Below are 25,231 nucleotides of genomic sequence, written 5' to 3'. Positions count from 1 at the left end.
TTACTATGAGTCGAGATAAGAGAGGAGCCTCAAGGCCATGCCAGCCTATCCCCAGACCATTCATTTCGTCGGGTTGAACACACCTGTCGGCATCGAATGGGCGGCCCGCAATCTGGACGTTATCGGCGAAATCCCTGCCGGGATAGCCGGCGCCTTTTTCCGCGCCGTCCCGGACCCCGCCCATGCGCCGATGTTCGACGACGATATCGTCCTGTCGGGCGACGGCATGGTCGCCAAGTTCACCATCCAGGACGGCAAGGTGGATTACGCGATCCGCTATGTCGAAACCGAGCGCTACCGGCTGGAAAAGGACGCGCGGCGCGCGCTGTTCGGGCAGTATCGCAACCCGTTCACGGACGATCCCGCCGTTGCCGGCCGCGATCGTACGGTCGCGAACACCACGCCGGTCTGGCATGGCGGGCGGCTGTTCATGACCAAGGAAGACGGGCTGGGCTATGAGATCGATCCCGATACGCTGGAGACGATCGGTCGCTGGGACTATCATGGCGCCTTCACATCGCAGACCTTCACCGCCCATCCCCGCGTCGATCCGCAGACGGGAGAGATGTTCTTCTTCGGCTATGAAGCGGACGGCCTGTGTTCGACCAAGGTCGCCTATGGCGTGGCGGACCGCAATGGCAATCTGGTCAGCGAAACATGGTTCGATCAGCCCTATTGCTCGTCGATCCATGATTTTGCGATCACCGAACGCCACGCGATCTTCCCGGTCTTTCCGACCACGGCCGACCTGGATCGGCTGAAGGCCGGCGGCGCGCATTGGGCGCATCGGCAGGATCTGGACAGTTGGGTCGGCATCATGCCGCGCCATGGCATGGGGGCGGAGATGCGCTGGTTCCGGGGGCGACCGGGCGTGTCGGCCTTCCACATCGTCAACGCCTATGACGATGGCGATCTCATCCATCTCGACCTCTGCCTGTCGGATACCAATGCGTTCGGCTTCATGCGGGAAGCGGGCGGCATCCGGCGCGACCAGCGGGAGATACAGGGCGGGTTGACCCGCTGGACCTTCGATCTGTCGAAGGAAGGGGACCGTTTCGAGGAACGGTTGGTCGGGCCGCCCGGTGACATGCCGCGCCTGCGCGACGCGGACCAGGGGCGGCCCTATCGGTCGGCCTGGTATCTGTCGATGAACCCCCAGGGTGGTCCGCCGCTGCCGGGCGGGCCGGTCGGCTTCGCCTTCAACGCGCTATTGCAGATCGAGCCGGGTAACGGCCGCATCGACATGATGGGGCTGGAGTTCGGCATGGCCATCAGCGAACCGGTGCATGTGGCTTCCCCGGAAGCGGGACATGACGGCTGGCTACTGATGGTGGTGGACCGTCAGGCGGGCGAGACAGAGTTCAGGTCCGAATTGTGGGTGGTCGATGCGGGCGCGATCGCGGCCGGGCCGATCGCGCGCGTGCCCATGCCCTTGCCGATGCGCGCGCAGGTCCATGGCGCCTGGGTGTCGGCGGCGCAATTGGCATCGGCGCAAGGTAAAAAGGCGGCCTGATCGCTATGCGGCACGCTTGACAAAATACTAACGATCGTTATAGATAGGCGAGAGAGGGGCGGTCTACGTCTGCCCCCTCCAACAAGAACCGCAACGCGCAAGCCGGCCGCCGGTATGGGCGAGAGGATGACATTATAAGGCAGGTGCAAAGCACCGCCCGACCGGAACCTGCGACATGCGGGGCCGGTGTCGCCCTTTCCATGCCATGAGCTGCAAGAGAGGGAGGAAGACCAAGATGTCCGACTGGAAACGCATATTTCGAGGCCATGTGGCGGGGTGGGCGCTGGCGAGTGCGATGATCGCTGCGCCGGCTCTGGCGCAGGATGCGACCGTACCGGCCGACGCGCCCGCACAGGCAGCGGATCAGGCCGGCGGGGCCGCCGACATCATCGTCACCGCCCAGTTCCGGGCTCAGAATCTGCAAGATACGCCGATCGCGATCACCGCGGTATCGGCCGATACGCTGGCGGCGCGCAGCCAGACCAGCGTCACAGACCTCGGCCAGTTCGCGCCCAATGTCGCGCTGGCCCCCGCGACCAGCATCCAGGGCAATGCCGTGGCCGCGTTCATCCGCGGGGTCGGCCAGCTCGACGCAAGCTTCGCGCTGGAGCCGGGCGTCGGCATCTATATCGACGATATCTATTACGGCACGACCTTCGGCGCGGTCATGGACCTGACCGACCTGGAGCGGGTCGAGGTGCTGCGCGGGCCGCAGGGCACACTGGCTGGCAAGAACAGCGTCGGCGGCGCGGTAAAGCTGTTCAGCAAGAAGCCGGATTCGACGCCGGGGGGCTTTGTCGAGGCGACCTATGGCCGGTTCGACCGGCTGGAATTGCGCGGCAGCGCCAATGTCCCACTGACCGACGACCTGTTTCTGCGGGTGTCGGGCGTGTCGAAGAATGTCGACGGTTATATGAAGCTGCTCGACTATGGCTGCGTCAATCCAGCGTCCGGCATTCCGCCCAGCAGCGGCAACAAGAATTGCCAGATCGGCACCGAAGGCGGCATCGACGTGATGGCGCTGCGTGCCGCACTGCGCTACGCGCCGGCCGGATCGCCGCTGGAAATCAATGTCGTCGCCGACGTATCGAAGGACAAGAGCGAGACGGTCGCGACCAAATTGCTCTATGCCGATAACCCGTCGGTGCGCAGCTATGTCGCGGGCGATCCCACAGCCGGCATCCCGTTCGACAGCCGTTTCCTGACCGGGGACAAAAGCTATACCTCCTATGCCACCTATGCGACGGGGGGCAACTATACGACGGTGTTCGGCATCCCGACCCAGATCGCGCCGGGCGGCTTCACCGCCAGCCCGACCAGCACCGTCAAGGCCTGGGGCCTCTCCGGCACGATCGATTATGACCTGTCCGACAGTCTGAAGCTCAAGTCGATCACCGGCTATCGCAGCGCCGATGGCACCAGCGCGATCGACGTGGACGGATCGCCGCTCGCCATTCTGCTGCAGGAATTCACCTACGGCCATGAGCAGTTCACGCAGGAACTGCGCCTCAGCGCCAATTTCAATGACAAGGTCGACCTGACCGTCGGCGGTTTCTATTACAAGGCGACCGATACGATCCAGGGCCGTAGCCAGATCCCGACTCTGTTGTTCGATTTCCTGGCGGACGATGTCGTCAAGAATCGCAGCGCATCGGTTTTCGCCCATGGCGAGTTTCATGTGACAGACGCCTTCAACATTATCGGCGGGCTGCGCTACACCGACGACAAGAAGAGCTATCGCTATTCGCGCCGCAACGTGGACGGCACGCTGCCCAGTGGCGCCTTCTTCACGCCCAATTTCCTGCTCGTCGGGCTGGACGGGCTGACCGGCACCTTCAAGGGCAATCGGGTCGATTATCGCATCGGCGTCAATTATCGCTGGTCCGACGAACTGATGACCTACGCCCAGCTATCGACCGGCTTCAAGGGTGGCGGTATCAACCCGCGCCCGTCGGCGCCCGACCAGGTCCAGACCTTCGGTCCGGAAAAGCTGACCACCTATGAAGCCGGGTTCAAGGCCGATCTGCTCGGCCGAATGCTGCGCCTGAACGGCGCGGTGTTCCTCAACAAATATAACGACATGCAGCTGGTGCGCTATCAGTGCCCGGAAAGCGTCGTCCTGTCCTGCTCGGTGCCGTCCAATGCGGGCGATGCGGAAGTGTTCGGATGGGAACTGGAAGCGCAATTGCGTCCGGCGGACGGCCTGTCGTTCGATGCGTCGGTCGGCTATCTGGACTTCGATTACAAGAAGATCACTAATCCCGCGACCTTGGTTACCAAGGATATGATAGCGCCCTTCATCAGCAAATGGCAACTGTCGGCGGGCGTGCAATATGAAGCGGACCTCGGCGGCAACGGCACGCTGACGCCGCGGATCGACTGGTCCTGGCGGTCGAACTTCTATTATAACTCGGTCAACAATCCCTATAATCTGATCGACGCGCCCAGCTTGGTCAATGCGCGGCTGACCTATCAGGCGGCCGACAAGGACTGGTCGCTCAGCGTCGGCGTGACCAATGTCTTCGACAAATTCTATTATAATGGCGTAGCGGAAAATGTCGGCACCTTCGGGGTCGTCACGGGCACGGTCGGCCGGCCGCGCGAATGGACGGCCACGGTCAAGAAAAGCTTCTGATCTTTTCTGCAGGGATAGGGGGAGGAGGGCTCGTCCGCATCAGCGGACGAGCCCTCCTTGCGTCAGGCAGCGACCGCTTCGCCGGCTTCGGCGCGGGCGAGACGATCGACGAGGCGCGTGAACAGTGTCACGCCGCGATCATGGACGGTGGGCATGATACGCGGCGCAGGCGTGCGATCGATCACGCGCTGCTGCGCTTCGATCATCAGCTTGTCCTCGGCAAAGGCCATGTCGGCCAGGCGCATCAGCATGTCGCGGACGGCTTCGTCGCCATGGTTGCGATGCGGTCCCCAGGAAAAGAAATAACGCGCCGTCCGGTCGCCGGTCGGCGTCACCGCCTGGCTGGTGAAGGTCACCGCGCCGATCGCCTCGTCATAATCGGGCCGTTCGAAGCCGCACCGTTCTGCCGTGCCAGCTGCAAAGCTGCCGCTCCACATCAGCAGCACGCCGGGCAACAGGAAGTCGTAGCTTTGCCAGCTATCGATCGGTGCATCGCTTTGGCGCCCGCCCGGTCCATGGGTGCCGACCACCCAGCGCTCGAAACGCACCCCCCGGTCCAGCGGCAGGAGACGCGGGCGTTCCTCTGCAAATTCCGGCCCTGCGCCGAAACTCTTGGCATGGACATAGCTCAGATGGCTGAAGTCCAGCAGATTGTCGTTGATAAGCCGGGCTTCGGCCGCATAGTCGAGAAAGCCGCGCCCCAATATATAGTCGGGGTCGTCAAAGCCGACCGCCGGCGGGATCAGCGCCGGGTCCGCCAGTGCGGGATCGCCCATCCAGACCCAGACCCAACTGTGGCGCAGTGCGACGGGATAGGTGCGCAGCCGCGCCTGCGGCGGGATCATCTCCTGCCCCGGTATCTGCACCACCGCGCCGTCCGCATCGAACAACAGGCCATGATACATGCAGCGCAGCCGCGCGCCCTCGCAGCGGCCGAGCGACAAGGGAGCAAGGCGATGGACGCAACGATCCTCGCACGCGACCAGCCGGCCGTCCGCCGACCAGAGTACGATAGGGTCATTCAGGATCGATACGGCCATCGGCTTGTCGGGCTCCAGATCCTGCTCCCAGGCGGCGACATACCAGGCGTTGCGGACATAGGTCATTTCGACTCTCCCTCATTTATTGAACAATGTTCAATGAACATTGTTCAATTGTCAAGGCGCGCGCCATGGGGCAAGAAGGGTCGGTGAAGATCAGGCAGGAAGAGATTGTCGAGGCGGCGCTGACGCTGGTGGACGAACAGGGGTTGGGGGCGCTCAACATGCGCGCGATCGCGGCGCGGTTGGGCGTGCAGGCTTCGGCGCTCTACTGGCATTTCCCATCCAAGACGGTGCTGATGCGGGCGATGGCGCAAAGCTTTCATGCGCGCGCCCTGGTTGCGGCCGGCACGGGTGCGGCCAGGGATTGGCGGCACTGGTTGCTGGACTATGGTGCGGCCTTGCGCCGCGCGCTGCTCAACCATCAGGGATCGGCGCTGCTCTGCGCCACGGCGCGGCCCGCGCCGGACACGGCAGCGGCAGCGGCCGATCTACTGTCCGCGCCGTTGGTGGCGCAGGGGCTGTCGCGCGCCCACGCGCTCAGTTGCCTCGCGTCGATCAATGCGCTTGTGCTGGGCTGGGCGGTCTATGAACAGAGCGAGGCGATGCACGATCATCTGGCCGGGATGATCGGCTTTGACGAGAGTTTCGCGTTGGGGCTGGAAGCGATGGTGTCGGGCTTCCGTGTCGATTGACCCGTTGCAATAATTATAACGTTCGTTATGATGTGGTGGTCAGTCAAGGCCAGCCGCATGGTCCAGCAAGGGCGCGGTGGCGACATGCAGAAGAGGATAGACCATGACTCCCGACGCCATCCGCATCGCCCATCCCGATAAGCTGTTCATCGGCGGCGCCTGGATCGATTCGACCGGCGACGGCGTGATCGAGATCGTCTCGCCCAATAGCGAGGAGGTCGTCGCGCGGGTCGTCGATGGCACGGAGACGGACATGGATCGTGCCGTCGCCGCCGCGCGCAAGGCGTTCGATGAAGGACCATGGCCGACCATGGCCCCCGCCGAACGCGGTGCGATCGTAAAGCGCATGGGCGCGGAACTGGAGAAGCGCGCGCCCGAACTGGCGGCGGCCTGGACCGCGCAGGTTGGCGGGCTCGCCAGCTTCGCGCCGATCATGACCGGTGGCGCGACCGCGACCCTGATGGCGATCGCCGGCTATGCCGAGACCTATCCCTTCGTGGAGCGGCGACCCTCGCACATGGTCAATACCGCGATCGTGGTGCAGGAGCCCGCGGGCGTGGTCGCTGCGATTGCGCCCTGGAACGCGCCCTATGGCATCATGTCGGCCAAGGTCGCCTATGCGCTGGTCGCGGGTTGCACCGTCATCATGAAACCATCGCCCGAAACCCCGCTGGAAGCCTATATCATGGCCGAAGCGGCAGAGGCGGCGGGCGTGCCGGCGGGCGTCGTCAATCTGGTCGCGGCCGGACGCGATGCGTCCGACCATCTGGTCCGCAATCCCGGCATTGACAAGGTGACCTTCACAGGATCGACGCTGGCGGGCAAGCGGATCGGCGAAGTGTGCGCTGGCCGCGTCGCACGCTGCACATTGGAGCTGGGCGGCAAGTCGGCAGCGATCGTCCGCGACGATTTCCCGATCGAGGTCGCTGCCGCAATCCTGGGCAACACCATCACCATCATGAGCGGGCAGGTCTGCGCGATGCTCAGCCGCGCGATCGTGTCCAGGCACCGGCATGACGAGCTGGCCGACGCCATTTCCAAGGTGATGCAGGGTATCCGCATCGGCCATAGCGACGCGCCCGACACCCAGCTTGGCCCCGTCGCGATGAAGCGGCAACTGGAAAGGGTGGAGGACTATATCGCCCTGGGTCGGGAGAGCGCCGATCTGGTGACGGGCGGCAATCGTCCGGCGCATCTGAACAAGGGCTATTTCATCGAGCCGACCCTGTTCGCCAATGTCGATAACGCCAGCCGCATCGCGCAGGAGGAGATTTTCGGTCCGGTGCTCTGCCTGATTCCCGCCGAAGATGAGGAGGATGCGATCCGTATCGCCAACGACAGCAGCTTTGGTCTGAACGGATCGGTGCTGACCAACGACGCCGATGCCGCTTATCGCATCGGCCGGCGCATCCGCGCGGGCGGCTTCGGGCAGAATGGCATGAAGCTGGAATTCGGCCTGCCCTTCGGCGGCTTCAAGCAATCGGGCATCGGTCGCGAAGGCGGGGTGGAAGGCTTGCAGCCCTATCTGGAAACCAAAACGATCCTGCTCGACGCCGCGCCCGCGGGGTTCTGACCATGATCGCATTGAACGGGCAGGGGCGCGGCACCGGGGCGGCGTTCACTGCCGCCCGGATCATCTTCGGCGGCTGGTTCCTGTTTTCGGGGGTGGAATATTTCACCCCCTTCGACCTTCAGCCGCTGGGCAATACGCCGCTGGCGCAGGAATTCACGCTGGCGCTGATCCATAGCGGCCTGTTCGCCTGGATCAAGCTGATGGAGGTGGTCGCCGCGCTGCTGATATTGGCCAACCGGGGGGTGCTACCCACGGCGCTGGCCTGCGTCCCGCTCAACATCGTGATCGGCTACTGGAATTTCGTGCTCGATCCCGGCGTGGTCGAATATGCGTTCGGTATCGTAACGCTGGTACTGAACGCGATATTGCTTTGGCCTTGGCGGCGAGAGTTGATCGGGTTGCTGCGCTGGTAGGCCAATTTATTCCGTTCGGTTCGAGCCTGTCGAAAAGCATAGCGCAATGGTCTCGACAAGCTCGAACCGAACCGGGGCTATTCGAAAAACGCCACCGCGCGCACTTCGATACTGGAGCGCGTCTTCGTGTCGGGCAGGCTGCTGTCGTGAAAGGCGGTGTGCGGGCAGCGCCAGGTCACATTATGATCGCTGTCCTGGAATTTGAACAGCAGCACATCGTCAGCCGCCATGTCGGAAAAATACCACCAGCGATGCCGGTCGCGATGGCGGAAGATGGAGGCCGCGATCATCTGATCTTCGCCTGGGACCGGCGCGGTCAGCGCGTCGCCGGTCGGCAATTCGTCCACCACGAACAATGTGTTAGACGTCGCTTCCTCGTCGGACACGGTGCGCCCGTCGCATACCGCCAGCGGCCAGTCCTGTGGACCGGGGGTGAAGGTGCGCCAGAAGCTGACGCAAACATAGCGCTTATAGCCGGGGCCGTCGGGAAAGGCGGCGGCGTAGGCCCGTTCGGCGGCCCGGCGGCCGGTAATCTCATTATAATCGACATGGGCCTCGCCCGCGGGCGGCTGGATGCCGCCTTCATGGCGGTAATTCTCGACCTTTTCCTGCGCACGGGCCGTCAGGTCGGCGGAGGTGCGGATCATCCAGCCCCCTGCCGACACGCCACTCGCGCCGGTTAGCGCGCGGATCGCTTCTTCACATTCGCGCAGATAGAGACGATCGACCGCCTCCTTGTCGAAGAAGTCGGTGATTGCGCTAGGGTGTTTGCCCAGCATGAAGCCGTGGGTGTCGAAACGGAAATGATCGCGGATCGGCATCCCGTCGCGCACGACCATGCGGTGATCGCCATAGCGGCCGGTGTTGATCTCGACCCCGCGCGACACGTAGCGCCGGGTGACGAAATCGCCTTCATCGAGATAGCGGATCAGCGCGGGCGCCTGCCGCGCGCTATCCTCGACATCGGCTGCGATCGGCAGGCTGGCCATCAGTCGACTTCCTCTGGCAGCGCGCCTATGACCGACTTGACCTCCAGAAATTCCTCCAGCCCGAACTTGCCGAATTCGCGGCCATTGCCCGACTGTTTATAACCGCCGAACGGCATGTCGAAGGCGAGGCCGCCGGCATTGACGAATACGGCGCCCGCGCGAATGCGGCTGACGAACTTGCGCGCGTGGGCGGGATCGCCCGCGACATAGGCGCCCAGGCCGTAGGGCGTGTCGTTGGCGATGCGGATGGCGTCTTCATCGTCTTCATAGGGCATGAGGACGAGGACGGGACCGAAAATCTCCTCCTTCGCGATCGTCATGTCGGGGGTGACGTTGGCGAAGACGGTGGGACGGACATAGCTGCCCTCGCTCAACCCTTCGGGACGGCCGGTGCCGCCGGTGACGAGGGTCGCGCCTTCGTCGATGCCGGTCTGGATCAGGCGCTGGATGCGGTCCCATTGCCGCTGGCTGACGACCGGGCCGATATGGTCGCCCTCGACCTGCGGATTGCCGACCTTCTTGGCGGCGAACAATGCGCCGACCTTTTCCGCCGCTTCGTCATGCTGGGACTTGTGGACCAGCATCCGGGTGGGCGCGACGCAGCTCTGGCCGCTGTTGAGCAGCACACCACCGACCCCGCCGGGGAGCGCCTTGTCGAGCGGCGTGCCTTCCAGGATGATGTTAGGCGATTTGCCACCCAGTTCCTGCGCAACGCGCTTCACCGTGTCGGCCGCGTTCTTGGCCACCATAATGCCCGCACGGGTCGATCCGGTGAAGCTGACCATGTCGATGTCGGGATGTTGGGCGAGCGCGGTGCCGACGCCTTCGCCATCGCCCTGCACCAGATTGAAGACACCCGGTGGCACGCCTGCTGCATCCAGAATCTCTGCGAAGATGGCGGCGCAGCTAGGCGCTTCTTCCGAAGGTTTCAGGATCATGGTGCAGCCCGCCGCCAGCGCCGGGCCGACCTTGGCCACGATCTGGTTCATCGGCCAGTTCCACGGCGTGATGAGCGCGACCACGCCGATCGCTTCGCGCACCACCCGGTTGTCGCCGATCTTCTCGGAAAATTCGTAATTCTTCAGGGCATTGAGCGCCTGTCCCAGATGCCCCAGACCCGATCCCGCCTGCGCCGTCTGCGCCATGGAGATGGGGCAGCCCATTTCGGTGGCGATGGCGCGGGCGATGTCGGGCACTCGTTTCTGATATTCGGCGACGATCCGTTCCAGCAGCGCGGCACGTTCCTCGCGGCTGGTCTGGGAAAATGTCTCGAACGCACGGCGCGCGGCGACGACGGCGGCATCGACATCGGCAGCGGTGCCCAGGATCAGGTCGGCGGCGCTCTGGTCGGTGGCGGGGTTGATGACGGTGATGGTGCGGCCGCCCTGGCTGTCGACCCACTGGCCATCGATATAATGTTGCTGCGTGTTGGGCATGGGAAATCCTTATGCGGGAAGAAGGCCGAGTTCGGCGTCGGTGGCGGGCGCGCCCCATTTGTCGCGCGGGGGCAGCGGGCGGCTGTCCCAGCGGGGGTCGAGTGCGAAACTGGAGATGGCGCGGCCTTCGGGCAGGCGACCATTGCCGCCGCCCTGGCTGTAATCATAATAGAGCGTCATCAGTTCCCGATGGCTATGATGGCGCTGCGCTACCGGATGCGACAGGCAGGCCTCGCGCCAGCGCAACAGGCGGGTCAGATGCTGGGGGATCTGATAGGCTTCATAATAGTCGAGGAACCAGAGCCGCTTGAACATCGGCGTGAAGGCGACCTCCGCCCAGCCGAACCGGTCGAACAGATAGTCGCCATTCGGGGCGTAGTGGCGCAGATAGTCGTCCAGCCGCATATATTGCGCGTCCACTTCCGCCTTATGCTCCTCGCGCCTGGCCGGATCGCGGTTGAGGATCATGCGGTATCCCGCGCCGGTGAACTGCCCGTCGGTTGCGCACAGCATCGCTTCGACCGCATGTTCGTAGGGGTCTTGCCGCGCCACCGGCGGATCGGGGAAACGATCCTCGACATAGCGCATGATGACCATGCTCTCCTTCAACGTGGCGCCATTTTCCAGCTCCAGCGCCGGCAGCGCGGTGGTGCCGCGCGTCTTGGCGAGCAGCCAGTCGGGGCGGGGCTGCGCTATGTCGATCTCATGATCGGCCATGATGCCCTGCAATCCCTTCAGATCGAGCAGCAGCTCGATCCGTTCGGAAAAGGGGCAGCCGGGAATATGGTACATGCGCAGTCGTCCCGCGACCGGTTCATCCTGCCAGCCCATGGATCAGGCCGCCGTCGCGGTGGGACGGGGCGGCATTTCGCTCTTGGATTTGGCGAACATGGCCTGCGCGGCGGGGCGGGCATTGATGCGCTCGATCCAGGCGACCAGATGCGGCGTCGCCTCCCCGTTGACGATGTCGGCATAGCCAAACTGCATCCCGTTCGCGATCGCGAAGTTGCAGACATCGGCCAGCGTATAGTCGTCGCCCGCCAGCCAGGGGCTCTGCGCCAGCCGCTGTTCCAGTCGGTCGATCGACACGCGAATCTTGCGCATTTCCTCGTCCAGCACCGCCTGGGGGAAGCCGGCGCGGGCGCTGCGCCACTTGGCTCGCTGTTCGGGGATGGGGATATGTTTCAGCTTCTCCTCGAACTCGGCGTCGGACAGCTTGCGCGCCATCGGGCCGATCATCCGTTCCCAGCCGATGGTGGACACGCACCAGCAGAAATATTCGTCCACCCATTTGGTCCAGACGCGCATCTCCGCGATCTGCACCGGATCGGTCGGGCGCAAGCGGATGGCATTCGGAAAGGCATCCTCCAGATATTCGCAGATCACCGTCGATTCGGTGATGATATGGCCGTCATGGTCCAGCGCCGGCACCTGACCGCGCGGATTGATCGCCTTGAACCAATCCTCATGATGTTCGAACCGGGTCGGGTCGACGAAGCGGGGCGTGAAATCCAGCCCCTTTTCATACAGGGCCAGCAGGGGCTTCAGGCTGTTGGCAGCCGGACCGAAGCTGTAGAGCGTCAACATGCGCTGTTCATCCTCACCTTATGGTTATGGCGTCTGGTGCGCCTTCAGGCATGAAACTGGCCATCGATCCGGCAGGCCGCAAGTCGTCTGTCGATACTATCAGCGGAACTACCCGGCAGCGCGGGCCGCTTAACCTGTCAGTTTCAATGATAGCGCCGCCACTCGTCTTGCGGTGGAGCCAAGGCTTTGCTTTGGATGGTGACAAGAAAAGCCGGAGAGAATGATGCTGGAACTGCTGACGTCGGAGACGCCCAACGGGTGGAAGGTGTCGATCCTGCTGGAGGAACTGGGCGAGCCCTATAAGGTGACGCCGATTTCGCTGACCGATCGCGTCCAGAAACAGGACTGGTATGTCGCGCTCAATCCCAATGGCCGCATCCCGACGTTGGTCGATCATGACGCCGGCGCTTTCGCCATCTTCGAATCCGGTGCGATCCTGCTCTATCTGGCGGAGAAATACGGCCGCTTCATCCCCACCGACGCGCAGGACCGCAGCCGTGTCATCCAATGGGTGATGTGGCAGATGTCCGGCCTCGGCCCGATGATGGGGCAGGCGACCGTTTTCAACCGCTATTTCGACGAGAAACTGCCATCGGTGATCGACCGCTATGTGCGTGAAAGCCAGCGCCTGTTCGGCGTGATGGACACGCACCTCGCGACCCGCGATTATCTGGTCGGCGACTATTCGATCGCCGACATTGCCTGCTTCCCCTGGGTGCGCGGCCATGACTGGGCCGGCGTCGACATGGGCGGCTTCCCCAACCTTCAGCGCTGGTTCGACAGGATTGCAGCGCGGCCCGCGGTGCAGCGCGGGCTCCTCATCCCCACCCCGCCGACCGACGAAGACATGGCGGAGAAGACCACGAAGCAAGGAAAGACTATCCTCGCGTGAGCGCCTTCCTCCAGCGGATCGTCCGCATCGAATGGGGGCATTGCGACCCCGCCGGCATCGTCCATGCCCCGAGATATTTCGACATTTTCGGCGAGAGCACCATGCTGCTGTTCGAGCATGCCGGCCTGCCCAAGAAGCGGCAGATGCTGGCGACCATGCCCTTCGCCGGCTTCCCGATGGTCGATGTATCGGCGCGCTTTTTCGTGCCGACCGCCTATGGCGACGACGCGCTGGTGGAGGCCGACGCGCCGGTCTTCGGCAACAGCAGTTTCACCGTGGCGCACCGATTGTCGCTGGACGGGCGGCTGTGCGTGGAATGTGTCGAAAAGCGGGTATGGACAGCGCCCGACGCCAGCCGACCGGGGGGATTGCGGGCGGAGCGGGTGCCGGATGCCGTCAGGGCGTTGTTCGCCAAATAGCAACAAACGCTCGTGCAGTGCCAGCCGCTTCTCGACACGCTCGAAGCGAACGGAGATTATGGCCTTATCCACGTTCAGCGCCCGGCAAGCCTGACCACGCCATAGCGTCCCCTGCAAAAAAGGGAGATGCGTCATGGAGCAATCATTCGGCCTTTCCGACAGGCGCAGCCTGATCGCGGCATTGGCGCTGTTGCCGCTGGCCGCCTGCGCCACGCCGATGGGCCGCTATACGGTTGAGGATGCCGTGCGCCGCCTGCTCCAACTGTCAAGCGAGCGGGCCTTTGCCCGGCTGACCGAACCGGGCGGCTTCTATGACGACCAGTTGACGCGCATCGTCCCGCCCGACCTGAGCGGCGGCAAAGGCGGCGCGGTGCTGTCTGCACTGCTGCGCACCAATGCGGTGCGCAATCAGGTTGCGCGATCGCTCAATGATGTCGCGGTCGACTTGGCCGATAATGCGACCCCGATCGTGATGGACGCGGTGCAGCGCATGACGCTGGCTGACGCCGTGTCGGTGCTGCGCGGCGGACCGACGGCAGCGACGGACCTGCTGGCGCGGGAAGCGCGCGGCTCGGTGGTCGAGGCGTTGCTACCCGGCGCGTCGCGCGCGTTGCGGTCGGACATGTTCGAAATGCTGTCTGCCGCGCTTTCCGCCAGCGGCGGCCGGGATTATGCGGCGCTGGCCGACAACGTCTCCGGCCAGATCGGCGACGCGATATTCCGCGCGATCGGGCGCGAGGAGGCGGAGATTCGCCGCGATCCGGGCGCCACGCGCGACCCGATCCTGATGGCCTTGCTGCGATAGTTTTTGGCTTAGGTCTTGATTTCGGCGCCGGGGCGTGGTGTCCCCGGCGCCATGGAACAGAAATATCCCGGCGTCGCCGCCATCCCCTGGGATCAGCCCGCGACCATGATCGATCTGGACGGCAAGCCGCCGCTGATCGGCACGATACGCGACTGCGCCGTCCATTATGGCCTCTATAAGCCCGAAGCGAAGGCGCAGGCGCGCGTGCTGCTGACCCAGCCCGTCCACCGCGAGGGGCGCAAGACGCGCACCTGGCTGCTGGAGCCGGATGAGATTGCGGCGCTGGCCGATCGACTGAAGCGCGAGACCAACTGAGCGTCGCCTGTCAGGCAGCGACGCTCTCTGTCTCCGCCACCAGCTTGGCGAGGCGCGCGGCGCTGACATCGTCCAGCGGCGCGAACAGCAGCAGGCGCTGGCCCGGCGCTTCCTCGATCGCATAGCTGGTGTGGCGGAACATGATTTCACCCACACCGGGCATGTCGGCGATGTTCGTGTCCTCGAAATGCGCCATGATTTCCGATTCCTGCCAATAAAGCTGGAAAAATTCGGACTGGTCCATCATGTCGGCGATGATGCCTTCGAACACTTCCGGCTGGGCGGTGCGGCTATAGTCCCATTTGAAACGGGCGATCAGCCGGCGGCACATGTCCTGGAATTTCTCCGGGTCGGCGCGGTAGCGCGGGTTCAGCATCAGGATGCGGAACAGGTTGCGCTCCTCCCGCGGCAATTTGCTGTAATCGCGAAAAGCCCGACCGACGAGCCGGTTCCAGCCGATCACCGTCCAGTCCTCCACGATCACCAGCGCCGGGATCGACAAGGCATCCATCAGATGCTGGGTGCCGGCATGGATCGTTTCGTCGGGCCGGCGCGCCAATGGCGGCGGACGATGCTGGGCCAGGGCAAAGAGGAATTCGCGCTCGTTGGCGCTCAGGCGCAGGGTGCGGCTCAATCGTTCCAGCATCGGCGCGGATAGCTGGACTTCCCGCCCTTGCTCGAACCATGTGTACCAGGTCACGCTCATCCCCGCGAGCGTCGCCACCTCCTCGCGCCGCAGGCCGCGGGTGCGGCGGCGTTCGCCGGCGGGCAGGCCGACTTCGACCGGGGCCAGCTTCGCCCGCGCGGCTTTCAGGAACCGCGACAATTCTTCCCTTTGTGCCATGCCTTATCCAGTTACTCGCAATAATGGGACATCCACCGGCCTTCTTGCGGGCCGTCGCCTCTGCAAGACCCTGTGGTCTGCGATCGGCAGCATAGCCGAGACTGGACAGGAGAGTAAGATTGGCTGGCAAGCTATTTGTGACCTGCGCGGTGACCGGGAGTTCGCCGATGCCGGCGCACCCCAATTTCCCCTTCCGCCCCGATCATGTCGCGGCCGAAGCGCTGGCGGCGGCGGAGGCGGGCGCGGCGATCATCCATCTGCATGTGCGGGATCGCGAGACTGGCGACCCGTCACAGGCGCTGGACGATTATCGCGAGGTCGTCGGCCTGATCCGCGCCAAGAACAACGAAGTGATCCTGAACGTCACCACCGGGCCGGGCTGTACCTGGATGCAGGGGGATGAAGATCCCGCCGTCTGCGGCCCCGGCACCTTGATGTTCACCGCCGAACGGCGGCTGGAACATATTCTCGATCTCAAGCCCGATATGTGCACGCTCGACATCTGCACGATGCAGCTATGGGGTGGGGTGGCGATCAACCTCGACCCCATGATCACCAAGATGGGGCATATGATCCAGAACGCCGGGGTGCTGCCGGAGATCGAATGTTTCGAGGCGGGCGACTTCGTCTTCGCCGACGATCTGATGGCCAAGGGCGCCATTCCCAAGAATGTGCCCTTCACCTTCGTTCTGGGCACCAAATATGGCCTGCCCGCGACCACCGAGGCGATGCTCTATTCCAGGAACCAGATTCCGCGCGGCGCGCAGTTCACCGGCTTTGGCGTCAGCCGTCACAGCTTCCCCATGGCAGCGCAGTCCGCGCTGCTGGGTGGCAATATCCGCGTGGGATTCGAGGATACGATCTACCTGCGCAAGGGCAGGATGGCGCAGGACAATGCCGACCTGGTGCGCTGGGGCGTCGAAATCATCGAACGCATCGGCGCGGATGTCGCCAGTGCCGGCGAAGCGCGGGCGATGCTGGGCCTGAAACAATAAGGGAGAGGATCGATATGACACAGACAGCAGCAGCGCCCATGGGCGACGTCAGCGGCCGCACGGCCTTCATCACCGGCGGCGCGAACGGCATAGGCCTAGGGATAGCCCGCGCGCTGGTGCGGGCCGGCGCCAATGTCGTGATCGCGGACATTCGCGAGGACGCCCTGGCGCAGGCGAAGGCCGATCTGGCCGCCGATGGACAGGTGGAAACCGTGCAACTGGACGTCACCGACCGTGCCGGTTTCGCCCGCGCCGCCGATGCGGCGGAGGCGCGCTTCGGCAAGATTCACATCCTGATCGGCAATGCCGGCGTGGGTGTGATGGGGCCGGTGCTGGACGCGCGTTTCGACGATTGGGACTGGGGCATGGGCGTCAATCTGGGCGGGGTCATCAACGGTCTGGTCACGATCCTGCCGCGCATCAAGGCGCATGGCGAGGGCGGGCAGATCGTCACCACATCGTCCCAATCGGCGCTGATCCCGATCGGCTATTCGGCCATCTACACCGCGGCCAAGGCGGCCGTACTGGGCATTTCCGAGGCCATTCGCGGCGAACTGGCGGCGGAGAATATCGGCGTCTCCGCCTTCATGCCCGGCCCGGTGCAGAGCAATATCGCGCATAGCGGCGAACTGCGTCCCGCCGAATATCGCGAGGATAGCGGCTATCGCCAGCGCGAGGAGGAACTGGAAAAGCGGCCCGTGTCGCCGCTTTGGATGAGCGCGGACGAGGTTGGCGAACGGGTGCTGGCCGGCATCCGTGCCAACGACCTCTACATCCTGACCCACCCCGAATTCGCCGCCGGGATGCGGACGCGCTTCGACGCGATCCTGGCGTCCTTCCCCGATGAGACGATCAATCAGGACCGGGCGAAGGAAATCGGCTTCCTGCTCGGCAATCCGGTGTTCGACGAACAGTTGGCGCGGCGCAAGGCGAGGGAACTGGCGGCATGACGCAGGTCGCGGGGCGCACCGCCTTCATCACCGGCGGAGGATCGGGCGTGGCGCTGGGCCAGGCAAAGGTCTTCGCGCAGGCTGGATGCAAGGTGGCGATCGCCGACATCCGGCAGGATCATCTGGACGAGGCGATGGCCTGGTTCGAGGGGCGCGAGCTTGCGGTGATGGCGGTAAAGCTGGATGTCACCGACCGCGCCGCCTATGCCCGCGCCGCCGACGATGTCGAGGCGAAGCTGGGGCCGGTCGAGTTGCTGTTCAACACGGCGGGGGTATCGATCTTCGGCCCGCTCCAGAACGCCACCTATGACGATTGGGACTGGCAACTGGACGTCAATCTGAAGGCGGTCATCAACGGCATCCAGACCTTCGTGCCGCGCATGATCGAGCGGGGCAAGGGCGGGCATATCGTCAACACCGCGTCGATGTCCGCCTTCGTCGCGCTCAAGGGGACCGGCATCTATTGCACCTCCAAGATGGCGATCCGGGGCCTGAGCGAATGCCTGGCGCTGGACCTGGCCGATCATGGCATCGGCGTATCGATGTTGTGTCCCGGCGCGGTCAACAGCAATATCCATGAAGCGGTGCTGACCCGGCCGGCGCATCAGCAGAATAGCGGATATTATGGTGCAGACCCCGAAGTGATGGCGCATCTCAAACGGGTGATCGCGGTCGGCATGGAGCCGGAAGTTCTGGCCCAATATGTGCTGAAGGGCGTGGAGGCGAACCAACTCTACATCCTGCCCTATCCGGAATTTCACGGCACGCTGGAGGAGATACACGGACGGGTGATGGCGGCAGTCGCGCGGCCCGAAGACGATCCTGACTATGAAAAGCGCGTCGCCCATGGCGTGCCGGGCGGCGAGAAGCGGGAAAAGGTCGACAGCTGAAAATGCCTCTGGCCGGGTGGATAAAGGGGGCCGCCCGGTCAGCTTTTTCGGGAGATTTCAGTGGATGCCATGGTGTCTATCACCAGCTCCATTGGATATGCCCCATCAGGCAAGGTTGGTCAGGCAGAACATCCTTTTAGCCTATAGTCCTGGCTCATTTCACTTATCGGTTGGGCGTTGAGCAACAAGCAAGATCCAGTCTTCGAACAATGTTGCTTCATCGACGCCTTCCAAATTCAAAAAATCGCGATTTTCTTCTAATAATGCCATGGTTTCTTGTGTTGGAAGCTGCTTATGCTCCTTTATGATCTCAAGACCGGCGTCGACAACATATCTGATAAGTTCTGCATGAGTAACTTTGTTCAATTCTTCAAAATACTGCATGCTCCAAGAAGAAACCTTATGCTCTTCGACAAGATTGGTGAAATCCTTTCGGAGATGCGCCCATGGAAATTTTTCTGGCCCAAAGTCATCAAATAAATGATGTCCGACATTGGAGTAGAATAGGGGGCAGGTATCGAGAAGGAAGTAACCTCCCGGCGCGACACAGTTTGCAGCTACATCGATAAAGGCTTTAGGATTGGGAACATGCTCAATACTATCGAGCATCATGACGCATGAAAAACTCTTTGGCTGAAGCTTGCATTTGAATATATCTGCTTCGATCATTAATGATCGTGCAGCATCAATATCATAGGCTTTGCAAATGTTATCGAATTCTTCAATGCTGAACCAAGAAAATCCTGTGAAACTACGATCTATGCCTACTGCTGTTTTGAATCCTGCCTGTAATGCAGCAATGACGCCGTTACCTGATCCACATCCAATATCCAGAAACCGACCTGCATGGGCACCAGGTTCGATGTGGTCCTGAATTTTATTCAGAGCATGCTGGCGTCTGCCCTCGAAATCGGACGGTATGCTGTTCAAATCAAGTTCCATCATTACCCTTTCAGAGTAGCTTTGGCAGCATCCGCTCGCTTATCCGTCGAAGACGTCGGCCCTGTCAATTGGCGCAACAGCTAATGTCGATAATTAAATGGAATTTCGATGGGGATATGCTTTGGAGTCTTCGCAAACAGCCAATCCATTCGCTATTCCCAAGGCAGCCGGATCCCGATTACAGCCCCAGCAGCTTGACCGCATTATCCTTCATGATGAGCGGCAGCACCTCGTCGCGGAAGCCCGCTTCCCGCGCGGCGTAGATCCATTTTTCAGGGCGGATCAACGGCCAGTCGGAGCCGAACAGCATCTTATGTTTCAACTGTGTGTTGGCGTACTGGATCACCTGTTTGGGGAAATATTTGGGCGACCAGCCGGACAGGTCCATGAAGACATTGTCCTTGTGCAGGGCCATCGACAGGCTTTCGTCGGTCCAGGGCCAGCTCGGATGGGCCAGGATGATCTTCATGTCGGGAAAGTCCACCGCGACATCGTCCACCAGGATTGGCTGGCCATATTTCAGCCGCACCCCGCCGCCGCCGCGCATGCCCGTCCCCATGCCCGAATGGCCGGTATGGAAGATGGCGGGCAGCTTATATTCGGCGATCACTTCATAGATGGGATAGGCAACCCGGTCGGCCGGGTGGCAATCCTGCATGATGCCGTGGAACTTGAAGCCCTTCACCCCATAATTCTCGACCAGGTCGCGGGCCTCGCGCGCGCCGAACTTGCCCTTGCGCGGGTCGATCGAGGCGAAGGGGATGACGATGTCGCTGTCGTTGGCGGCCAGTTCCGCCACCTCGTAATTGCTGATCCGCTTGGCCCCTATCCCGCTCTCGCAATCGACCGTGAACAGGCAGAAGGCGATATTTTGCGCCCGGTAATAGGCGATGGTTTCGGGAATGGTCGGCCGCTTGCGGTCCGCCTTGAAATAGGCCGACGCCGCGTCGAAATATTTGGCCATCACCGGGTCTTCGGGATCATGGCACGACACTTCGGCATGAACATGGACGTCGATGGCGATAACCTTCGTCGGATCAACGGGCATTGGGCTTGCTTTCCAGTGTCTTGTCCTCATTGGCGCGATGGATGACATAAGCGCGGATATCTTCGATCTCCTTGGCTGAGAAGATCGACGCGAAGCTGACCATGCCATTATCCTTGAGCGCACCGTCATGCACGATCATCTGCCATGTGCCCCTGTCGTTCAGCGCGGCGCTGCGGCGCAGGTCGGGGACGATGCTGCCGCCAACTGCGGCGTCTCCATGGCAGGTGCTGCAATAGCGGCCGAAACGTGCGCCGCCGGCGGCTATGTCCGCTGCGCTGGCGGTGGAGGGCGGCGGATCGAGCGGCATCGCCGAATGGGGCGGCGGTGCGGGCAGGGCGCCCTTGCCGTCCAGCTTGAATACCAATAGCCGGCTGATGTTCCGGCTGGGCCCGCTCTTGTCGGACAGGATACCGGGCGCCAGCGCCCAGACGCCGCCCCAGCCGGCCATCACCGCCACATATTGCTGCCCGTCCAGTTCATAGCTGATGGGGGCTGCGACGATGCCGGTCTGCGCCGGGAAGGACCAAAGCTTGCGGCCATCCTTGGTGGCGTAAGCATTGAAGTCACCGGTCGCCGTCCCCTGAAACACCAGATCGCCGCCGGTCGCGAGCAGGCCGCCATTCCACGGCCCCTTGTAGGAGACGCGCCATTTTTCCTTCTGCGCGATCGGGTCCCAGGCGATGAGCGCCCCGGTGGTCGCCTTCATCGCGGCATCCCGCACCGCCTTGTCGGCGGGCATGGCGGCGGCCGCGATATCGACGCCGACATTGAAGCCCAGCTTGTTCGCCTTCCATCCCTTTTCCGGGATATAGGGGAAGGCGGCGAGGTTGGCGGGGATGAAGACGGTCTGGCTCTTGGGATCGAAGGCCATAGGGTGCCAGCTATGCGCGCCGGTCGCACCGGGCGATCCGATGAAGGGTTTGCCGGTCTTGTAATAGCGCGCTTCCGGGTTTTCGATCGGGCGCCCGGTCTTCATGTCGATGCCGCTGGCCCAGTTGACCGGCACGAAATTCTTCGCCGACAGCAGCTTCCCGTTGGTGCGATCCAGCATATAGAAGAAGCCGTTCTTGGGCGCCTGCATCAGCACTTTCTTCTTCTGCCCGCCCATCTCCATGTCGGCCAGCATGATATGCTGGGTGGCGGTGAAATCCCAACTGTCGCCGGGCGTGGTCTGATAATGCCAGGCATATTCGCCCGTCTTGGCATGAACCGCGACGATCGAGGACAGATAGAGATTGTCGCCCTTGCCATCGGACCGATAGGCCTGGTTCCAGGGCGATCCGTTGCCGACGCCGATATAGAGAAGGTCTAGCTCCGGGTCATAGGCCATGGCGTCCCACACGGTGCCGCCGCCGCCCTGCTTCCACCACTCGCCATACCATGTCGCGGCGGCTTTCTTGAGGTAATCCGGCTCCTTTTCCGTGCCGGGCTGGGCCGGGACGGTGTAGAATTTCCACTTTTCGATGCCGGTGTCGGCGTCATAGGCGGCGACATAGCCGCGCGCGCCGAATTCCGCGCCGCCATTGCCGATGACGACCATGCCGTTCACCACGCGCGGCGCGCCGGTGATGGTGTAATTCTTCGTCTGGTCGAGCGTGACTTTGCTCCAGACCGGCTTGCCGCTCTTGCGATCGACAGCGATCAGCCGGCCGTCGAGCGTGCCGACGAAAATCTTGTCGCCCCATGCCGCCACGCCGCGATTGACCGCGTCGCAGCAGGCCTTGACCAAAGTGTCGCGCGGCACTTCCGGATCATAGGACCAGAGCAGCTTGCCGCTGCGCGCATCATAGGCCTTCACCATGCTCCAGGCGGTCGAGACATAGAGCGTGCCGTCGATGAAGAGCGGCGTCGCTTCCTGCCCTCGATTGGTGTCCATGTCGGCCGACCAGGCGAGGCCCAGTTTGCCGACCGTGTCCTGATTGATCGCGGACAGCGGGCTGAAGCGCTGCTCGTCATAGGTCCGGCCGGTCGACAGCCATTCGGCGGGCTTGGCGGCGATAATCCGGGCGGCGTCCACGCCGCCTGTGGAGGCAGGGGCAGTAACGTCCTGGCTCGTGCCCTTGCCACAGGCCGACAGGGCCAGACTCGTTCCCAACAGCAGCGCAATCGCGACCCGCATCCTCTTCCTCTCCATTTGTCGAGCGGATGTCTGCATCTCGCTCAGTTCACCATCCGCGCGCCGGTCCAATAGGCGGCGCGCAGGGCTTTCTTGTCCATCTTTCCGGCGGCAGTCCGGGGAATGGCGGGGACGAAGGCGACGCTCTTGGGCGCCTTCACCCCGCCCAGCCGGGCCTTGGCATGGGAGATGATCTCTGTTTCACCGATATTGTCGGCGACGACAATGGCGTGGACGGCCTCGCCCCATTTTTCATGCGGAATGCCGATCACCGCACATTCGCGCACGGCGGGCAATTCCGTGACGGCGGCCTCCACCTCGGCGGAAAAGACGTTGAAGCCACCGGACACGACCATGTCCTTCTTGCGATCGACGATATAAAGATAGCCGTCCTTGTCGCGCCGGGCGACGTCACCCGTATGGTGCCAGCCATGGGTGCGGACTTCGGCCGTGGCATCGGGCATGTCATAATATTCGCGGGACACCAATACGCCGCGCACCACCAGTTCGCCCGCCTCGCCATCAGGCAGCAGCGCGCCGTCCTCACCCATGATCGCGACCCGGACGGAGCGGCTGGGCCGGCCGCAACTGGCTAGCCGTTCGGGCCGGTCGCCCGACGCCGCCGCTGCGACATCCTCCGGCGAGAGCCATGTGACGATCATCGGCGATTCCACCTGGCCATAGGCCTGGCAGAGGCAGGGGCCGAATATCTCCACCGCCTGCCGTAATTTCTCCGGCGAGACGGGGGAGCCGACCAGCAGGAATATCTTGAGCGAAGACGTGTCGCTGCCCACCCGTTCCGGCGCGTCGAGCAAGTTGTAGAGCGCGGTCGGCGGCATATAGACATGGGTGACGCGATGGCGCGCGATCGTGTCCAGCACGGCGGCCGCCTCGAAGCCGGGCAGGATCACCTGCGTCGCGCCCAGCGACAGGGTAGCGAGCGCCACCGGGCCGGCCGCATGGGTGATCGGTGCGACAACGAGCGAGACAGGTGAATTGGTGCGCCCGTCGACCGCTTGTGCCAGCGTCTCGATCATCGTGCCCCAGCCCAGATTGGTGACCACCACCCCCTTGGATGGGCCGGTGGTGCCCCCGGTGGGGAAGAGGCCGACGATGTCGTCGGGCTTGCCGAAGGGGTCGGAAAAGTCCGGCAAGCTGTCCAACTCGCTGTTCGCAATGAACTGGTCGAGCGAGGGATCGCCATCATGCGCGCGGTCTAGGCAGACGAAACGGGTCAGGCTGGGGACGCGGGCCTTGAGTGCCGCCACGTCCTCCGCCTGGCTGCTGTGATAGAAGAGCCAGCCGCAGCGGACATAGTCGAGATAGGCGGCATTGGCGTCGATCGCGTTGCGGGTATTGACCGGCACCCACTGACCATTGGCGCGCCAGATGGCGAGCAGTGCGACCATCATCGTCGCGCTGTTGGGACCATAGAGCGCGACCGGCTGCTGGTTACGGAAGCCCGCCGCATGGAGGGCGGCGGCGACCTTGATCGTCAGCGCCCTGACCGCCGCGAAGCTCAGCGCCTCGCCGCTCTCCGCGTCGATCAGGCAGGGGCGTTCCGGACCAAGATCATGGCCCCGGTCGAAATAATCGATCGCGCGCATCTCATCAGCCCCAGCGGTTGATCTCCGGGCCGATGGCCCAGATCGCTTCGGGTTCAGGAACGGTGGCGAGGCCCAGCGCCTGCGCCACGGCGGGGCGGGCGCGCAGGCGCGCTTCCCAGGCGTCGGTCAGCGGCGCGGCGGCGAAGGCCTCGGGCACGAGGCCGCGCATTCCGGCCAACCAGGCATGGGTTTCAAGGTCGGCAATGGTGAAATCGCCCATCAGCCAATCGCGGCCGTCGGCCAGTTGCGCTTCCAGCTTCTCGACCGCCTGCGCGATCTTGGTGCGGCTGTCGGCCAGTTGGGCTTCGTCCACCTTGCCTTCCACCGCCTGTGACCAGCGGGCGGCGAGGTCTGCGCTGGCGATGCCGGCGGGGACCGAAGCTGGCGGGGCGGCGGCGTTGCCCAGCGCGGCGGCGGCGGGGGCCACGCGCTCGATCACATAGCGGCACCAGGCCATCATCTGCCAGCGGGCATAGGGATCGGCCGGGCGGATCGCGGGGCCGCTGCCCACCTCATCCAGATAGCAGGCGAGGAAGACGCTGTCGGTCATGGCAACGTCGCCCACGATCAGGACCGGCCCTTCGCCCTCGATCGACTGATCGACTTCGATGGGATGGGGCAGGGCGGTCGAGTGGCGCTCGCCCGCGACCAGATCGATCGTGCGCAATTCCGGATCGACGCCTTTCTCGAAAGCGGCGGCGAGGACGGTGAAGGACGGGCCATTGGGCTGGCCGTGATAGAGGATGCTGGTCATGCGGGTTCGCTTTCGAGCAGGGAGATGCGGCGGGCGAGGTCGGTGCGGCCCAACGCCCAGCAGGCGCGGGTCGCGGGGCGCGCATAAATGGCGCGCAGCCAGCGCATGATATTGGGCGTCAGTTCGTCATTGCAGAGCTGCGGCTGCGACAAGGGCATGGCGTAGGCGAGGTTGAAGCCGTTGATGTCGGCCAGACCATATTCGTCCGACGCCAGCCATTCCCGCTGTCCCAGCGCCTGTTCCAGATAGCCGATGCCGAGGGCGACGCGGCGCTGCGATTCCGTCATCTCCTCTGCCGAAAAGGCGCCGTTGATCGCCTTGCGCCATGCGACGCGCCGTTCAGGCATCGGAATGCGGTCGATCGCTGCTTCCAGTTCCGCGGGGTCTTTCTGCCGCACCGAGGGGCCGACGAAGACGCTCCAGCCGATCATCGAGAAGCTGGGGGCGAGCCACTGGTCCATGAACTTCATCCACCAGCGCGTGCGCCACTGGTCGACCGGGTCGGCGGGCATCAGGCGCGGGCCATCGAACGCCTCATCCACATATTCCATGATGGCGGTGGATTCGGTCAGCACCAGCTTGCCATGGGTCATGGCCGGGATAGTGCCGAGCGGATTGACCGCCAGATAATCGGGCCGGTGCTGGTCGAAATTCAGCAGGTCGAGATAATGGCTGTCGAACGCGACGCCCTTTTCGAACAGCGCCAGCATCGGCTTGCCCGAATTGGCATTGGGTTCCCAGTGATAGAGTGTGACGTCGGTCATGCCGGATGA

24 protein-coding genes are annotated in these 25,231 nt (G+C 63.4%); 12 read left to right on the top strand and 12 right to left on the bottom strand.

Going from position 1 to position 25,231, the window contains the following annotated elements; all coding sequences use genetic code 11:
- Nucleotides 1-37 precede the first annotated feature (37 nt).
- Both ABT375_RS21715 and ABT375_RS21710 read left to right on the top strand, forming a co-directional pair.
- Entirely contained in the window at nt 38-1,513 is a 1,476-nt protein-coding gene (locus ABT375_RS21715; protein WP_416465226.1) for a carotenoid oxygenase family protein, read from the top strand.
- A gap of 235 nt (nt 1,514-1,748) precedes the next feature.
- Nucleotides 1,749-4,148 carry a TonB-dependent receptor gene (locus tag ABT375_RS21710; RefSeq protein ID WP_416465224.1) on the top strand — a complete coding sequence of 800 codons (2,400 nt, stop codon included), beginning with the start codon at nt 1,749-1,751 and terminating at the stop codon, nt 4,146-4,148.
- A gap of 62 nt (nt 4,149-4,210) precedes the next feature.
- Here the strand turns inward: ABT375_RS21710 and ABT375_RS21705 are convergent, their stop codons facing one another.
- Entirely contained in the window at nt 4,211-5,254 is a 1,044-nt protein-coding gene (locus ABT375_RS21705; protein ID WP_416465222.1) for a Rieske 2Fe-2S domain-containing protein, read from the bottom strand.
- A 65-nt stretch (nt 5,255-5,319) separates the two neighbouring features.
- Between ABT375_RS21705 and ABT375_RS21700 the strand changes: the two genes are divergently transcribed.
- The 3 genes from ABT375_RS21700 to ABT375_RS21690 all read left to right on the top strand — a co-directional run bounded on the left by ABT375_RS21700 (nt 5,320) and on the right by ABT375_RS21690 (nt 7,869).
- Nucleotides 5,320-5,883, top strand: coding sequence for a TetR family transcriptional regulator (locus ABT375_RS21700; protein ID WP_416465220.1), 564 nt, complete (start codon nt 5,320-5,322; stop codon nt 5,881-5,883).
- Nucleotides 5,884-5,986: 103 nt separating this feature from the next.
- Entirely contained in the window at nt 5,987-7,456 is a 1,470-nt protein-coding gene (locus tag ABT375_RS21695; protein WP_261936985.1) for an aldehyde dehydrogenase, read from the top strand.
- Nucleotides 7,457-7,458: 2 nt separating this feature from the next.
- Entirely contained in the window at nt 7,459-7,869 is a 411-nt protein-coding gene (locus ABT375_RS21690; protein ID WP_224550628.1) for a hypothetical protein, read from the top strand.
- A gap of 77 nt (nt 7,870-7,946) precedes the next feature.
- Here the strand turns inward: ABT375_RS21690 and ABT375_RS21685 are convergent, their stop codons facing one another.
- Genes ABT375_RS21685 through ABT375_RS21670 form a run of 4 tightly spaced genes read right to left on the bottom strand, consistent with a single transcriptional unit; the run spans nt 7,947 to nt 11,881 of the window.
- On the bottom strand, nt 7,947-8,858 hold the full coding sequence (locus ABT375_RS21685) for a CmcJ/NvfI family oxidoreductase (protein WP_416465218.1): 912 nt from the start codon (nt 8,856-8,858) through the stop codon (nt 7,947-7,949).
- On the bottom strand, nt 8,858-10,294 hold the full coding sequence (locus ABT375_RS21680) for an aldehyde dehydrogenase family protein (protein ID WP_416465216.1): 1,437 nt from the start codon (nt 10,292-10,294) through the stop codon (nt 8,858-8,860). The genes ABT375_RS21685 and ABT375_RS21680 overlap by 1 nt, the downstream gene beginning before the upstream one ends.
- Nucleotides 10,295-10,303: 9 nt before the next feature.
- On the bottom strand, nt 10,304-11,086 hold the full coding sequence (locus ABT375_RS21675; RefSeq protein WP_416465898.1) for a glutathione S-transferase family protein: 783 nt from the start codon (nt 11,084-11,086) through the stop codon (nt 10,304-10,306).
- Nucleotides 11,087-11,128: 42 nt separating this feature from the next.
- Nucleotides 11,129-11,881, bottom strand: a complete 753-nt coding sequence (locus tag ABT375_RS21670) for a glutathione S-transferase family protein (protein ID WP_261936980.1) — start codon at nt 11,879-11,881, stop codon at nt 11,129-11,131.
- Nucleotides 11,882-12,104: 223 nt separating this feature from the next.
- Between ABT375_RS21670 and ABT375_RS21665 the strand changes: the two genes are divergently transcribed.
- From ABT375_RS21665 to ABT375_RS21650, 4 genes are all read left to right on the top strand, one after another.
- Nucleotides 12,105-12,773 (top strand): glutathione S-transferase family protein, encoded by a 669-nt coding sequence (locus ABT375_RS21665; protein WP_416465896.1) that lies wholly within the window; start codon nt 12,105-12,107, stop codon nt 12,771-12,773.
- On the top strand, nt 12,770-13,192 hold the full coding sequence (locus tag ABT375_RS21660) for an acyl-CoA thioesterase (protein ID WP_261936978.1): 423 nt from the start codon (nt 12,770-12,772) through the stop codon (nt 13,190-13,192). Before ABT375_RS21665 ends, ABT375_RS21660 begins: the two co-directional genes overlap by 4 nt.
- A 133-nt stretch (nt 13,193-13,325) precedes the next feature.
- On the top strand, nt 13,326-13,997 hold the full coding sequence (locus ABT375_RS21655) for a DUF4197 domain-containing protein (RefSeq protein WP_224550635.1): 672 nt from the start codon (nt 13,326-13,328) through the stop codon (nt 13,995-13,997).
- Between the two features lie 51 nt (nt 13,998-14,048).
- Nucleotides 14,049-14,312, top strand: a complete 264-nt coding sequence (locus ABT375_RS21650; RefSeq protein ID WP_261936977.1) for a hypothetical protein — start codon at nt 14,049-14,051, stop codon at nt 14,310-14,312.
- A gap of 10 nt (nt 14,313-14,322) precedes the next feature.
- Here the strand turns inward: ABT375_RS21650 and ABT375_RS21645 are convergent, their stop codons facing one another.
- Nucleotides 14,323-15,156, bottom strand: a complete 834-nt coding sequence (locus ABT375_RS21645) for a helix-turn-helix transcriptional regulator (RefSeq protein WP_261936976.1) — start codon at nt 15,154-15,156, stop codon at nt 14,323-14,325.
- A gap of 119 nt (nt 15,157-15,275) precedes the next feature.
- Between ABT375_RS21645 and ABT375_RS21640 the strand changes: the two genes are divergently transcribed.
- From ABT375_RS21640 to ABT375_RS21630, 3 genes are read left to right on the top strand one after another with little or no spacing between them, the layout of a single operon-like run.
- Entirely contained in the window at nt 15,276-16,151 is an 876-nt protein-coding gene (locus ABT375_RS21640; RefSeq protein ID WP_416465213.1) for a 3-keto-5-aminohexanoate cleavage protein, read from the top strand.
- Nucleotides 16,152-16,165: 14 nt separating this feature from the next.
- On the top strand, nt 16,166-17,101 hold the full coding sequence (locus ABT375_RS21635) for an SDR family NAD(P)-dependent oxidoreductase (RefSeq protein WP_416465211.1): 936 nt from the start codon (nt 16,166-16,168) through the stop codon (nt 17,099-17,101).
- Nucleotides 17,098-17,991, top strand: a complete 894-nt coding sequence (locus ABT375_RS21630) for an SDR family oxidoreductase (RefSeq protein WP_416465209.1) — start codon at nt 17,098-17,100, stop codon at nt 17,989-17,991. Before ABT375_RS21635 ends, ABT375_RS21630 begins: the two co-directional genes overlap by 4 nt.
- Nucleotides 17,992-18,150: 159 nt before the next feature.
- On the opposite strand, the gene ABT375_RS21625 is transcribed toward ABT375_RS21630, so the two are convergent.
- From ABT375_RS21625 to ABT375_RS21600, 6 genes are all read right to left on the bottom strand, one after another.
- Nucleotides 18,151-18,936, bottom strand: coding sequence for a class I SAM-dependent methyltransferase (locus tag ABT375_RS21625; protein ID WP_416465207.1), 786 nt, complete (start codon nt 18,934-18,936; stop codon nt 18,151-18,153).
- A gap of 175 nt (nt 18,937-19,111) precedes the next feature.
- Nucleotides 19,112-19,981, bottom strand: a complete 870-nt coding sequence (locus ABT375_RS21620; RefSeq protein ID WP_224550642.1) for an amidohydrolase family protein — start codon at nt 19,979-19,981, stop codon at nt 19,112-19,114.
- On the bottom strand, nt 19,971-22,100 hold the full coding sequence (locus ABT375_RS21615) for a PQQ-dependent dehydrogenase, methanol/ethanol family (protein ID WP_416465205.1): 2,130 nt from the start codon (nt 22,098-22,100) through the stop codon (nt 19,971-19,973). Before ABT375_RS21615 ends, ABT375_RS21620 begins: the two co-directional genes overlap by 11 nt.
- A gap of 41 nt (nt 22,101-22,141) precedes the next feature.
- Nucleotides 22,142-23,704 (bottom strand): AMP-binding protein, encoded by a 1,563-nt coding sequence (locus ABT375_RS21610; protein WP_416465204.1) that lies wholly within the window; start codon nt 23,702-23,704, stop codon nt 22,142-22,144.
- 4 nt (nt 23,705-23,708) lie between these two features.
- A complete protein-coding gene (locus ABT375_RS21605) occupies nt 23,709-24,458 on the bottom strand; it encodes a glutathione S-transferase family protein (protein ID WP_416465202.1) in 750 nt (249 codons plus the stop codon).
- Entirely contained in the window at nt 24,455-25,222 is a 768-nt protein-coding gene (locus ABT375_RS21600) for a glutathione S-transferase family protein (protein ID WP_261936967.1), read from the bottom strand. Before ABT375_RS21600 ends, ABT375_RS21605 begins: the two co-directional genes overlap by 4 nt.
- Between the last annotated feature and the right edge of the window lie 9 nt (nt 25,223-25,231).

The organism is Sphingomonas sp. VDB2 (genome assembly GCF_047946695.1).
Classification (GTDB): domain Bacteria; phylum Pseudomonadota; class Alphaproteobacteria; order Sphingomonadales; family Sphingomonadaceae; genus Sphingobium; species Sphingobium bisphenolicum.
This window is presented reverse-complemented; position numbering and strand designations above follow the sequence as displayed.

Coding starts and splice junctions, on each gene's coding strand:
- ABT375_RS21715 (WP_416465226.1), top strand. CDS start 38: ATGCCAGCCTATCCCCAGACCATTCATTTCGTCGGGTTGAACACACCT.
- ABT375_RS21710 (WP_416465224.1), top strand. CDS start 1,749: ATGTCCGACTGGAAACGCATATTTCGAGGCCATGTGGCGGGGTGGGCG.
- ABT375_RS21705 (WP_416465222.1), bottom strand. CDS start 5,254: ATGACCTATGTCCGCAACGCCTGGTATGTCGCCGCCTGGGAGCAGGAT.
- ABT375_RS21700 (WP_416465220.1), top strand. CDS start 5,320: ATGGGGCAAGAAGGGTCGGTGAAGATCAGGCAGGAAGAGATTGTCGAG.
- ABT375_RS21695 (WP_261936985.1), top strand. CDS start 5,987: ATGACTCCCGACGCCATCCGCATCGCCCATCCCGATAAGCTGTTCATC.
- ABT375_RS21690 (WP_224550628.1), top strand. CDS start 7,459: ATGATCGCATTGAACGGGCAGGGGCGCGGCACCGGGGCGGCGTTCACT.
- ABT375_RS21685 (WP_416465218.1), bottom strand. CDS start 8,858: ATGGCCAGCCTGCCGATCGCAGCCGATGTCGAGGATAGCGCGCGGCAG.
- ABT375_RS21680 (WP_416465216.1), bottom strand. CDS start 10,294: ATGCCCAACACGCAGCAACATTATATCGATGGCCAGTGGGTCGACAGC.
- ABT375_RS21675 (WP_416465898.1), bottom strand. CDS start 11,086: ATGTACCATATTCCCGGCTGCCCCTTTTCCGAACGGATCGAGCTGCTG.
- ABT375_RS21670 (WP_261936980.1), bottom strand. CDS start 11,881: ATGTTGACGCTCTACAGCTTCGGTCCGGCTGCCAACAGCCTGAAGCCC.
- ABT375_RS21665 (WP_416465896.1), top strand. CDS start 12,105: ATGCTGGAACTGCTGACGTCGGAGACGCCCAACGGGTGGAAGGTGTCG.
- ABT375_RS21655 (WP_224550635.1), top strand. CDS start 13,326: ATGGAGCAATCATTCGGCCTTTCCGACAGGCGCAGCCTGATCGCGGCA.
- ABT375_RS21650 (WP_261936977.1), top strand. CDS start 14,049: ATGGAACAGAAATATCCCGGCGTCGCCGCCATCCCCTGGGATCAGCCC.
- ABT375_RS21645 (WP_261936976.1), bottom strand. CDS start 15,156: ATGGCACAAAGGGAAGAATTGTCGCGGTTCCTGAAAGCCGCGCGGGCG.
- ABT375_RS21635 (WP_416465211.1), top strand. CDS start 16,166: ATGACACAGACAGCAGCAGCGCCCATGGGCGACGTCAGCGGCCGCACG.
- ABT375_RS21630 (WP_416465209.1), top strand. CDS start 17,098: ATGACGCAGGTCGCGGGGCGCACCGCCTTCATCACCGGCGGAGGATCG.
- ABT375_RS21625 (WP_416465207.1), bottom strand. CDS start 18,936: ATGATGGAACTTGATTTGAACAGCATACCGTCCGATTTCGAGGGCAGA.
- ABT375_RS21620 (WP_224550642.1), bottom strand. CDS start 19,981: ATGCCCGTTGATCCGACGAAGGTTATCGCCATCGACGTCCATGTTCAT.
- ABT375_RS21615 (WP_416465205.1), bottom strand. CDS start 22,100: ATGCGGGTCGCGATTGCGCTGCTGTTGGGAACGAGTCTGGCCCTGTCG.
- ABT375_RS21610 (WP_416465204.1), bottom strand. CDS start 23,704: ATGCGCGCGATCGATTATTTCGACCGGGGCCATGATCTTGGTCCGGAA.
- ABT375_RS21605 (WP_416465202.1), bottom strand. CDS start 24,458: ATGACCAGCATCCTCTATCACGGCCAGCCCAATGGCCCGTCCTTCACC.
- ABT375_RS21600 (WP_261936967.1), bottom strand. CDS start 25,222: ATGACCGACGTCACACTCTATCACTGGGAACCCAATGCCAATTCGGGC.